General features: G+C 52.0%; 9 protein-coding genes and 1 pseudogene. 7 read left to right on the forward strand and 3 right to left on the reverse strand.

What is annotated here, in order from left to right; translation table 11 throughout:
• Positions 1 to 331 precede the first annotated feature (331 nt).
• Positions 332 to 496, reverse strand: a complete 165-nt coding sequence (locus tag DYU11_RS33525; protein ID WP_199736806.1) for a hypothetical protein — start codon at positions 494 to 496, stop codon at positions 332 to 334.
• On the opposite strand from DYU11_RS33525, the gene DYU11_RS27130 reads away from it, so the two are divergent.
• The 7 genes from DYU11_RS27130 (at position 479) to DYU11_RS27160 (ending at position 6,607) form a co-directional block, all read left to right on the forward strand.
• Entirely contained in the window at positions 479 to 1,393 is a 915-nt protein-coding gene (locus DYU11_RS27130) for an aldo/keto reductase (protein ID WP_229366076.1), read from the forward strand. The genes DYU11_RS33525 and DYU11_RS27130 overlap by 18 nt on opposite strands.
• Positions 1,394 to 1,577: 184 nt before the next feature.
• The gene (locus DYU11_RS27135; RefSeq protein WP_310589510.1) at positions 1,578 to 2,828 is read left to right on the forward strand and encodes an ATP-binding protein; all 1,251 of its coding nucleotides are present in this window, start codon (positions 1,578 to 1,580) and stop codon (positions 2,826 to 2,828) included.
• Positions 2,829 to 3,253: 425 nt separating this feature from the next.
• A complete protein-coding gene (locus DYU11_RS27140; RefSeq protein WP_119670885.1) occupies positions 3,254 to 3,664 on the forward strand; it encodes a nuclear transport factor 2 family protein in 411 nt (136 codons plus the stop codon).
• 86 nt (positions 3,665 to 3,750) lie between these two features.
• On the forward strand, positions 3,751 to 4,509 hold the full coding sequence (locus tag DYU11_RS27145; RefSeq protein ID WP_119670886.1) for an enoyl-CoA hydratase/isomerase family protein: 759 nt from the start codon (positions 3,751 to 3,753) through the stop codon (positions 4,507 to 4,509).
• Positions 4,510 to 4,561: 52 nt separating this feature from the next.
• Positions 4,562 to 5,347, forward strand: coding sequence for an enoyl-CoA hydratase/isomerase family protein (locus DYU11_RS27150; protein WP_147368048.1), 786 nt, complete (start codon positions 4,562 to 4,564; stop codon positions 5,345 to 5,347).
• Between the two features lie 79 nt (positions 5,348 to 5,426).
• Positions 5,427 to 6,197 (forward strand): enoyl-CoA hydratase/isomerase family protein, encoded by a 771-nt coding sequence (locus DYU11_RS27155; RefSeq protein WP_119670888.1) that lies wholly within the window; start codon positions 5,427 to 5,429, stop codon positions 6,195 to 6,197.
• Positions 6,198 to 6,316: 119 nt separating this feature from the next.
• Positions 6,317 to 6,607 (forward strand): putative quinol monooxygenase, encoded by a 291-nt coding sequence (locus DYU11_RS27160; protein ID WP_119670889.1) that lies wholly within the window; start codon positions 6,317 to 6,319, stop codon positions 6,605 to 6,607.
• Positions 6,608 to 6,630: 23 nt separating this feature from the next.
• Here the strand turns inward: DYU11_RS27160 and DYU11_RS27165 are convergent, their stop codons facing one another.
• Both DYU11_RS27165 and fbp read right to left on the reverse strand, forming a co-directional pair.
• Positions 6,631 to 10,965 carry a sigma-54-dependent Fis family transcriptional regulator gene (locus DYU11_RS27165; RefSeq protein WP_119670890.1) on the reverse strand — a complete coding sequence of 1,445 codons (4,335 nt, stop codon included), beginning with the start codon at positions 10,963 to 10,965 and terminating at the stop codon, positions 6,631 to 6,633.
• 157 nt (positions 10,966 to 11,122) lie between these two features.
• A pseudogene (fbp, locus tag DYU11_RS27170) lies at positions 11,123 to 12,067 on the reverse strand (class 1 fructose-bisphosphatase).
• Positions 12,068 to 12,250: the final 183 nt, after the last annotated feature.

Raw genomic sequence — 12,250 nt, forward strand, 5'->3', positions numbered from 1 at the left:
GTAAAGACTCATCGGCAAACTTCTGCCCTGAGTAGACGGGCCGCTAAAAGCGACGGGATGGTCGCTATCTGGCGGGTCGTGCCCGACCCCCTCAACATTAATTGAGTAGAGTTGGCCTGGTCGAGCTACACCGTTCCACTCGCACGAGGAACGCATTTTGTGAGTATTGTGCGGTTGGCTTTCATAAACGGCGGTTAAATAAGCTACCAAGCAGTGGCTATCCTACTCGCCGTGAATCGGGCAGGTTAACCACGTTTCACCGGATTAAATGAATTTATCTACTCAACACGCGACAAACAAAACGATTATGAAACTCACGGATTACCGTACCCTAGGCCGCTCCGGCCTCATTGTTAGCCCCCTCTCGCTGGGTACCATGACTTTCGGCACTCAACGCTGGGGAGCCGCCGACGACGCGGCCTAAATCATCTTTAACGAATACGTCGATGCGGGCGGCAATTTCATTGACACTGCCGACGTGTATGCCGGGGGGCATAGCGAAGAACTCATCGGGCAGTGCATCACCGACCGCAAACTGCGCGACCGAATCGTACTGGCGACCAAGTTTTCGTTCAGTGCCGCTCCCGGTGGCCCCAATGCTAACGCGGGTAATCCTAACCTGTGCGGCAACGGACGAAAGAACATTTACCGTGCCCTCGAAGGCTCGCTCCGCCGACTCAAAACCGACTATATTGACTTGTACTGGATGCACGTCTGGGATTCGGTAACTCCGGTTGAGGAACTTCTGCAATCGCTGGGTGACTTGGTGCGGGAAGGCAAGATTCGCTACTTCGCGCTGTCAGATTTGCCCGCCTGGTATGCGACCAAAGCGGCCACGCTGGCGCAGGTGTACCACGTACCCGGTCCTATTGCCCTGCAAATGGAGTATTCGCTGGTAGAAAGGTCTATTGAGCAGGAACACGTATCGGCTGCCCGCGATTGTGGCCTGAGCATCGTACCGTGGAGTCCGCTGGCGGGTGGGTTTCTAAGCGGTAAATACGAGCGGGGAAACGGCGACAGAATAGCGGATGGCGAAGGTCGGCTCAACGGAGCGAACCCTTTTGGCGACAGCAAATTTACCGACCGCAACTGGGACATCTTAGACGTGCTGCGGGCTGTAGCCGGGGAGATTAACAAACTTGTCGCGCAGGTTGCTTTGGCTTGGCTTCTAGCGCAACCAGGGGTGGGGTCAGTGTTGATTGGGGCAACTAAAACCAAGCAGTTAGCCGACAACATCGCGTCGCTGGCGATTCAATTTACGTCCGAACAATTACAGAAACTGACTGAAGCCAGTGCGCCTGTACCGGTGGGTGTCTATCCAATTTTTATGAAACAGACTCAGATTTTGAAAAACGCCGTCTTCAACGGCACCGACGTGCAGAGTTGGCAGTAACGAGTGCGTTGGTGACAAGCAGGCAGTCAGGAGTGGACACAGTATACTATTTTCAGAATGGGTTAGTTTGAATCTTCCAAAACCAGCTAATACGTTTTGGACGAATCATTGTTCAACCAACCTGCCAAAACGGGTGATTAAATTAGTACATCTCTTTGATGGTGTCTTTGATCGTGAATAAAAATTGAATCTTTTAACGAAGACTTACTCAATATTCCTACTAATTTTACTCAATGTATTGAGTAAAATTATGTTTGAACGAGACGAATTATCTACTCTCAAGCGCCGAATTAATGAGCCACGCCGGTTTATGCAAGTACTCAGTGGCCCCCGACAGGTTGGTAAAACAACCCTGGTACGCCAACTCATACCACAATTGTCCTTCCCAGCTCAGTACATTTCAGCCGATGCCGTTAGCGCAGCCAACTCCGCCTGGATCGCCCAACAATGGGAAGCCGCCCGCTTCCAACTCCGCGCCAACGCTGGCGAGCAAGGGCTTCTCATCATTGACGAAATTCAAAAAATCGAGAACTGGGCCGAACAAGTAAAGGCTCAGTGGGATCAGGACACCTTTAACCAAACGCCCCTGAAAGTCATCTTACTTGGGTCAGCTCGCTTGTTACTTCAGCGAGGCTTGAGTGAATCCCTGGCCGGGCGCTTTGAGCTACTGCCACTGACCCATTGGAGCTTAGGGGAGATGGAAGCGGCCTTTGGTATGACACCCGATGAGTTTGTTTGGTTTGGGGGGTATCCTGGGGCTGCTCCCCTGATTCATGAACCAGACCGCTGGCGGGACTATGTGCTCAATAGCTTAGTGGAAACGACGGTCTCCAAAGATATCCTGATGATGACACGGGTAGATAAACCCGCCCTGTTGCGGCAGTTATTTGAGTTAGGTTGTGGCTATTCCGGGCAGATTCTATCCTACACCAAACTGCTGGGGCAGCTCCAGGATGCAGGCAATACAACAACCTTGTCCCACTATGCTCAGCTCTTAGATTCGGCCGGGCTGTTAAGCAGTTTGGAAAAGTATGCCGTTGACAAGGCCCGACAGCGGGCGTCGATTCCTAAGTGGCAAGTGCAGAACAGTGCTTTGTTTAGCATTTTCTCCTCTTACCACTTTGAGCAAGTCCGGGCCAATCCGGTTGAGTGGGGTCGTTGGGTGGAAACGGCAGTTGGGGTTCATCTAAGCCGATCCGCTCATACAAGCAAACTGAAGTTGTTTTACTGGCGAGAAGGAAATGACGAAGTAGATTTTGTTCTCCAGCAAGGCGCTCAAGTAGTTGGCCTGGAAGTGAAGAGCGGCCGACGGCAAAGTGCTCCGGGCATGGCAAGCTTTCAGCATAAAGTACGTCCCAATAAAGTAGTGTTGATTGGGCAAAGCGGCATTCCTTGGGTTGACTTTCTTCGGGCTAATCCACTTACTTTATTCTGAAGGACTCGGCCCAATTACTGTATCGAAAAAGCAGCCGATTATAGCAGCACAATGTGCTGATGAAATCATGTTGAGTGCTTGCAAACGCACCAAACGCCCTACGCATGGTCATGCATAGGGCGTTTTCATATTGTACTAACGAAATCACCAATATATTGGAGATGGCCAATTATTGGCTCCAATATAATAGGCTTAACTGGCATCAGACCAAGCCTATTCCCGACTGATTTTCCTAAAATAGCCCTCTGTTGTTCTTCAAACGCCTTTTAGCGGCATTCAGACATAGTACCGTTTTGGCTGGCATACGTTTTGGCAATCAACTGACGTCACCCTGAGCGCCACAACGTAATTACGTTACGCAGCTTTGGCACGACAAACGTCATCAACAACTATTCGTGTAAACCTGCGCAAAAACCACTACGTCTATGTCTACCTCTAATTTGGCCGTTGTCCAGGCCATCTACCAAGCTGTGGCCCGAAACGACCTGCCAACGGTTCTCCAATCGCTCGATGAGCACGTCATCACCCATCAGGCGACCTCCCTGCCCTACGGTGGCACCTACCAGGGCCACGATGGTTTCATGCAGATGGGGACGGCCATTTTCAACATATGGGATGGATTTCAAACCACGCCCGATGAGTTTCTCGATGCCGGTGACTGGGTCATTGTGCGGGCCATCATGCGAGGAAAAGCCCACCAGACGGGTCGACCACTCGACATGCCCCTAACCGAATTGTGGCGGCTACAGGATGGTAAAGTCAAAGAAATCATCCCCTTTTACTGGGATACGGCCGCTACCGTTCAACTCCTCGACCCCACCCCAACGCTGACATAAACATCGGTTCAGTTTGAAACCTACTGGCTTTCTGCTCCCAAATATCACGGCCTTACCAATTCTTTTTCACCTTAATTTTCAGCAACATGACTGTTCAGTTTGAAGAGTACGCCGATCGTTACCCGAACCTGAAGATGGAACGTAGCGAGGGCATTCTGCAGGTAACCCTGCACGAGAAAGGCGAATCCTTTCTCATTACCGACGAGTCGCACCGCGACTTGGGGTACGCCTTTGCCGACATCGGTGCCGACCGGGAAAACAAAGTGGTTATTCTCACCGGAGCGGGCGAAAGCTTTATGGCCGGAGCCCAATTCGCCGACCCGGCTGCGCTGACGTCGTCTGTTGGTGTCGATACGCTGTACTGGGAAGGTCGCCAGCTTCTGCTCAATCTGCTCGACATTGAAGTGCCTGTCATTGCTGCCGTTAATGGGCCGGTGAACATTCACTCCGACGTACCCTTACTGTGTGACATGGTCCTGGCGTCCGAAACGGCCACTTTCCACGATGGCGCTCACTTTACTGCCGGGCTGGTTCCCGCCGATGGCTTACAGGTCATCTGGCCGGCTGTCATTGGCCTGACCCGAGCTAAATATTTCCTGCTCACGGGCCAAACGCTAACGGCTCAGCAAGCCAGGCAATACGGTGCCGTCAATGAGGTACTGCCGGCCGATCAGGTATTGCCCCGCGCCTGGGAGCATGCCCGAAGGCTGGCCGCTCTGCCAAACCTGACCCGGCGCTACACCCGTGTAGTCGTTACCCAGCGATTAAAGCAGGAGATGCTGGCCGGTACTGGCTACGGCCTGGCGCTGGAAGGGTTAGCCATGGTTGATCTGAATTATCAATAAGCCGTTGTTGCCGGCCAACCGAGTCCTCAAAACGTTCAAACAAATCGACCTCATGAAACGCACATTCAACGAGTACAAAGACAAATACGAGTTTCTCGCTATGGAGCGACGGGATGGCATCCTACAGGTACGACTCACCACCAACGGTGGCCCGTGGGTCTTCACCAACGGCGCACACAGCGGCCTAGGTTACGCCTTCGCCGACATTGCCGCCGACCGCGACAATAAAGTGGTTATAATCACTGGCACCGGCGACGTGTTCTGCAACAGCGCCGTCGACAGTGAGGTGGGGTACATCTTCACCCATATGACGCCCCAGCAGGTCGATGAATGGTACTGGGATGGTAAACGATTTTTAGCTGGGCTGCTCAAAATTGAAGTGCCGGTGATTACGGCCATCAACGGACCAGCCACGATCCACGGCGAAATTTTTATGGGCGGTGATATTATCCTGGCCTCCGACAACGCTACATTTCAGGATGCTACCCACATCCCAACGGGTAACGTGCCGGGGGGCGATACGCAGGTCATCTGGGAAGAAATCCTCGGACCGGTTCGCCACCGCTACTTCCAGTTCGCCGGGCAAACCCTCAACGCCGAGGAAGCCCTGGCCTTTGGCGTTGTCAATGAGGTAGTACCGCTGGAAAAGCTATTGCCCCGGGCCTGGGAACATGCCGAGAAACTGATCGAGATACCGGCGTTGACGTTACGTTACTCGCGCATAGCGATGAACCAGCGGCTGCGCAAACTGGTCCTCAACGAGGCCGGAGCAGGTATGGCCTATCTGGGCGTCTCGCTGCTGGAAAACTACGGTCAGTTCAAGGAGCCGGTGGCCTGACCCGTTCGGCTACGATCTACAACGGAACAACCTGTTTCTCTTTATTCAAACTCCCTTATTCGGTTAAACCAACCCCATTATGGCCACGCTAAGCGAATACGCCAACAAATATCCATTTCTGAAGATGGAACGCCAGGACGGCATTCTGGAAGTAACCTTCCACGACAATGGCGGCCCGCTGGTCGTCACCGATGCCCTTCACGCCACGCTGGGTTATGCCTGGAACGACATCGGCTCCGACCGTGATAACAAAGTCATTATCCTGACCGGCACTGGCGATGTGTTCTGCACCAGTACCCGGGGCTCTGATCCTACCGCCTTTACTACTCCTGACGGACTGAGCCGGGGTTCGCGGGATGGCCGTAATATGTTCGCCAATCTGTTCGATATTGAAGCGCCGGTGATTGCCGCCGTCAACGGACCAGCCCACGTCCACGGTGATCTGATGGTGGTCAATGACATTGTGCTGGCGGCTGAGCACGCTACCTTCCAGGATTTTCACATGGCCGCCCACATGGTTATCGGCGGAATTGCGCAAGTGATCTGGCAGGAAATCCTGGGTGTAGTACGCGGTAAATACTTTCTGTTGACGGGTCAGGTGCTGACGGCTCAGCAAGCCCTCGACTACGGCGTCGTCAACGAAGTACTGCCCAAAGAACAACTCTTACCCCGCGCCCGTGAGTTGGCCCGGGCGATGATCAAGCAGCCCCCACTGACGCTCCGCCACACGCGTCTTGCCCTCAATCAGCGCTTCCGGCAGCGGTTCCTCGAAGAGGGCGGCTACGGCTATACGCTCATTGGGCTGGGCCTGATGGACCAGGTCAGCCAGGCTCAGGCGGAACCGGCCTGATAACCCGCCAATAACCCCAGACGGTACCCTTCAACTGGCCAATCGAATGGTCAACGATTGGGTACCGTTTGGGGATTTGCCGTTTTCGACACCAATCACTACTTCTTAATCTTTCGTTTATGATTCTGGCAACCACTACGCTGAACCTGATGCCGGGTCGTGAGTCCGCGCTGATGCCCCTGGTCAAGGCGCTGATCACACAATCGCGGCTCGATCCGGGCTGCTTCAGTTACGAACTCTACCAAAAGGTGGATCAGCCCGAGGTATTTCTGATTCAGGAAGAATGGCAGGACTTACCGGCACTGGAACGTCACTTTCAGCAACCACATGTTAAACGCTTCGCTGTCGACGCCGGTAAGCTCATGACCAGTTCCCCGCTAAAGCGTCAGTTTACGACGCTCTCTGAGTAAGCAACGCCCGGCGGGCGTTACGCTTACCGGATCGCTGAGCCCCCCGCCCCTTCGTTGACGAAGAACTCGCGTTTAATGCCTAGTTTCTTCATACGGGCTTCCAGGGTGGTCGCTTTAACCTGTAGGAGTTGAGCCGCTCCACCCGTGCCCCGGATGCGGCCGTTGCAGTAGCGAACGGTATTCATGATTAATTCGCGCTCCCCATCGGCGTATGACTTAAGCTGAAAGGAGGGATTAATCATCACCGTTAACTCCCCCTCAGGCCGCTTTAGCAAGCCCAGGTTTCGGATCGTGCCCCCTTCCGATTCAATGGCGGCCCGCTCAATGACGTGCTCCAGCTCCCGGATATTACCCGGCCAGTGATAGGCCTGCATCTCTTTAATGGCCCCATTTGAGAAGCCGCTAATGGCCTTACCGAGCTTTTTGGACAACTTTTGACTGAAGTGAATGGCCAGCAGGGTAATGTCTTCCTTGCGTTCACGGAGCGGGGGCAGCTTGATGGGGTACACGTTGAGCCGGAAGTAAAGATCCGAGCGAAAGCGCCCTTCGGCTACTTCTTTTTCCAGGTTCCGATTGGTGGCGGCCAGCACCCGTACATCGGTTTGAATCACTTTGTTGGACCCCAGCCGTTCAATTTCTTTTTCCTGAATGGCCCGCAGCAGCTTGGCTTGTAGTTCGAGGGGCAACTCGCCAATCTCGTCGAGGAAAATCGTGCTTTCGTGGGCCAGCTCAAATTTGCCGATACGCCGTTCAATGGCCCCCGTAAAGGCTCCTTTCTCGTGACCAAACAGCTCTGATTCAATAAGCTGCGCGGGCAGGGCGGCACAATTGATTTTGATCAGCGGCTTGGCCTGTCGGGGCGAGGCCTGGTGAATGGCCCGGGCGACAAGCTCTTTCCCCGTACCGGTTTCGCCCAGAATAAGCACCGTCGAGCTCATAGGCCCCACTTTACCAACCTTTTGAAACACATCCCGGACTGCCTGGCTGGTGCCAACAATCTCCTCGAAGCGGTAGTTCGTGAGGACTTCCTCCTGCAGATATGTATTTTCCTGTTGCAGCTGCTGAGACAAGGCCGCTACTTCTTCGTAGGCCAGCAGCCGGTCGAGGGTCAGAGCGAGGGTTGGCCTGAGTTTTTGAAACAAATCAAGGTGATACGATCGGTACGTATCCGCTTGGCGACTATAGAAGGCCAGCGTAAAGCGGCCTTCACGGGTGAGCGGTATGGGAAACAGGAGGTGACTTTGCAGTCTGAACGTCTGACTAATGAGTTGTTTGAGAGCGAACTGTCGACAATGCTGCTCAAAATCCGCCCCGTTCAGTAGCAACGGCTGTGAATCATTGAGTTGCTGGCGCATCTGGCTGTACTGCTCGGCCGTCAGGCGGCTGAGTTGCAGAAAATCATCGGCCAGCAGGGTTTGATATTCATCGGGACCGGTTCGGTAGAAGCCATAGCCGTGGCGGATCGGCCCGCCGGTTTCCAGGCCGAGAATGGCGTAGTCGAAGGGAATCGCTGGCTGGATCGTTTTAACTAAGGTCAGTAACTTCTGGTCCCAGTCGTGTTCATCGGCCAGCGCGTTGGAAACAGCCAGTTGCAGGGCCTTTTCGCTCTCACGCCGGAGTAGCTCTTCGTTGGCTAAAATGTTGGCCACCGCCACAGCGATCTGATTAGCCACCATCTCGTAGAAAGCGAAATGCTGGGGGCCAAAGAAGTCCGCCCGCGTCGAAAATACGTGAAAGGTGCCAATGCTCCGGCCACCGTATTGCAGAGGGGTAATCATGGATTGGCGGATACCCATCCGAACCATGATCGGAAAGCCCGGATACCGGGGGTACTGCTTAGCCTCCTCTGCCGGGTCGAGCACATAGACGGTGGGCCAGGCCAGAATTTTCTCAAACGGTGATCCGGCAATGGCGAACCGTTGGCGAGTTAGCTGTTGATAGTCGGCATCCTGGCTGATCATCCCGGAGGTATTACGCAGAAATATACCAATGGTCTGGTCGGTGGGGTCGATGGCAAAGATTTGAGCGGCCTCATCGAAGCCCAGGATGGGACGTACGGTTTCGGTGATGACCCGAAAAAGATCGTCTTTATCGCGGATGGTCGCAATGGCAGTGGAAATGGCCAGCAGGTTTGACTTCTCCTGCTCCCGTCGCAAAATCTCCTCGTTAGCCAGGATGTTGTCTACGGCTACGGCGACCTGATCGGCCAGAGCCTGGAAGATTTCGAATTGTTTTGAATGATAAGATCCTGTCTGTAGAGAATTAAGCCATAAAGTACCAAATGTTTTACCCCTGGTCCGAAGCAAAGCGACCAGACCCTCCTTTGCACCTACCTCTTTGACAACGGGAAAGAACGGATAGTCAAATTGCTTAAACCGTAGTTCATAATCTTCAATTATCGGTGCTTGCCGCTCCTTTAATAACTTCATCACATAGTCTATGTACGAATCAGGATGCACAATGCGGTGCAAGCCGGCCTCACTAAGCTTTCGGTTCCCTTCCGAATCATCCCAAACCGGGATGGTAACCGCTAAATCGTAGTGGTACTGTCCACCTTCCTCGACAATGATGACGCCTGTGTTGTAAAAAGGAATAAGGTTTCGGGCTTTCTCCCGGATGACACTCAACAGCTCCACCGTATTGCGGGCGGAGGCAATATCTTCACTAATGGAAAGCAGCACACTCTTCTCCTGCTCCCGTTGCAAAATCTCCTCGTTAGCCAGGATGTTCGCTACGGCGACTGAGAGTTGATCAACTACGTTTTGAAACAAGGCCAGGTCAACTTGATTTGCCTGCTGTTTACGTTTATAATTAATAGTAAAACAACCAAGGGTTGATCCGCCAGCCTTCAACAAACCGCACACCGCTTCCTGATAGCCTAAACCTCTGATGGTGGCCAGTATGGAGCTATCGCTGAAGATGGCATGCTCAATGGTGTAATCGAACAGAACAGGCGACTTCGTTCGTTCAAGTTGACGGACGATCCATTCTAGACCGGAATTAGCATAGTCAAGTCCGCTATCCTGGAAGAAACCTAGTTTATTTAATTCATGGTTGACCTCAGAATCATCAATATGGGGATGAATAACGGCCAGATCATGGAAGCGGTTTTCTTCATCAATGACCAGTATGCCGCAGTCATAGAAACCGAACAAAGGTTTAATTTTCTCAATGATAACCTTGAGCAAGTCAACTTTATCGCGTACCGAGGCAATGTTCTCACTTATCGACAACAGCACACTCTTCTCCCGTTCCCGTTCGAGAATCTCCTCATTGGCCAGAATATTGGCCACGGCCACGGCTATCTGATCGGCGATAGCCTGGAACAAGGGTATGTGTTGCTGGGTGTAAAAGTTACTATCCTTTGTGTTGAAACTAATTAGCCCAATCTTACGGCCCCCACAGGTAAGCGGGCCTCCAATCATCTGCTGCAAGCCGTGCCGAAGGCCCACCTCAAATTGTTGACTAATGTCTAAAGCGTCAAAATACTGGGCTTGTTCGGCTAGCGAGCAGATAACCGGCGATTGTGCGTAGTGCCACGCCTTGGGGTGATGACCAGCCACAGGAAACGGCCCCAGATCAAGGGTCGCTGTCAGTTCAGTTTGCACGGCATCGGCCAGTACAGCGGTGTCCAACAGCTCGCGAAACCATTCCCCTGTTTTATCGAAGACAAACAAACCCGCATTGTCGTAAGGGAATATTGGCTTGATTTTCTCGTAAATAACTTTAAGCAACTGTTTATGATTCTGAACCCTAGCGATGGCCTGACTGATCTCCAGTAATTGACTCTTCTCCCATTCCCGTTCCAGAATCTCCTCATTAGCCAAAATGTTAGCCACGGCTCCAGCTACTTGGTCAGCAATGGCTTGATATAAAATACACTGGTCTTTTTGGAAGGTACCTTTCTGTAACGAATTAACCATAAATACGCCAATCTCGTCACCCCCAGTTTGCAGTACAGCGACCATCGATTCTTCATAGCCAATGGTGTCAATGACAGACGCCTGAACATAATTAACCCAGCCTGGTACCTGATCCTCATAATTATGAATGAAGGGCGCATTAGTCGACCTTAATCGATCGAACACCCACTCAAAGACTGACCCCGAATACGTAAACACAGCCGCGTGCTGCTGGGCCAGTAGCACATTGGCCTCCGATGGGCTGATGGTAGGCATGCTCACTGCCCAATCCTCCAGCGTTGTTTTGTCCCTATTGAATACAAACAAGCCGCAGTCATAGAAACCAAAAAGAGGTTGAAGCTGCTCAATAATCAGTTGGAGCAATTCAGATTTCTTGCGAATGGTGGCTATTGTTCGGCTTATAGCCAACACGGTCTGAAGTTCCTGGGTAGTCATAAATTGTATCACTTACAAGATTATTACCATTTGACAATCAAGCCTTTATAAATTAAAAGTAAGTATTTCGGCAATACTTACTCTATTATGTTGGGTTAATAAAGCCTACTGCTTCTGTCCTTACCCTATGCTAGTCCCCCCTTATATTGTGAATTCATTAGCTTGGATGTGGGAGTTGCATCACCTGAAAAAGATCGTCCATCATTACCGTTGAACCTACAAACAGCGCTGACCGTTGATAAGTGGTTTGGGGCATACTATCCAGGATATCTACTTCCCAGTCGAAAGCTTGTCCACCTGCCTGTTCGATTAAATAAGCCAGCGGGTAACACTCATACAACAGGCGAAGCTTACCCTGCGGAGTTTCTGAGGTGGCCGGATAAAGAAAGATACCGCCCTTGAGCAGATTTCGGTGAAAATTGCCAACCAGCGAACCAATATAGCGGCCGAATAGCTACGATTTCGGCATTGATGCAAATCGTGCTGCACACCGTCCGAAAAAGTAGGGGCGTAGCCTTCGTTACAGGAATAGACCATTCCGGCTTGTGGACAGCGAATGTTATCATGGGAAAGAAAAAACTCTCCCTGCGAAGGGTCATACGTAAAGCCGTTAACGCCATGCCCAGTTGCATAGACCAGCATCGTCGAAGACCCGTAGAGAATATACCCGGCCGCAATCTGCCGACGACTTCCCTGCAAAAAGTCGATTAGTTCAGGCGGAGCACCAACCGGCGTTACTCGCTGATAAATGGAAAAAATGGTGCCAATTGATACGTTTTCATCAATGTTCGATGAACCATCGAGTGGGTCAATGGCAACAACGTATTTGGCCTGGTAGTTGGCCGTATGAATTATGAGCTCTTTGTCTTCTGAAACAATAGCCACCACTTCGTCCCCCATTTGTCAAGGCCCTGCAGAAACAAATATCAGCGATTGCATCCAGCTTCTGCTGATGTTCACCCTGAATGTTAGCCGAACCCAGCCTCCCAGTTATATCGACCAAGCCGGCCCAGTTAATTTCCCGGTTGGCGATTTTAGCCGCCAGAGCCATGTCACGCAACAATTGCGATAGCTCTCCTGATGCCTCTGGTTTCACGAACAGTCCACCTGTACGGGCCCCGCGAACCCATGAACGGCCGACCGAGGGGGTTTAGAAAATCATCATGAGAGTACAGCTCGTTGATGACATCCCGTTTCATAAACTGTTCCTTCATAGCGTCTGTCATGGCCCTGGCAGGTACGTTAGGTTTATACAACATTGCCTTTTTTAGGTAGTAATAAACGG

This window comes from Fibrisoma montanum, assembly GCF_003583365.1.
Taxonomy (GTDB): Bacteria; Bacteroidota; Bacteroidia; order Cytophagales; family Spirosomataceae; genus Fibrisoma; species Fibrisoma montanum.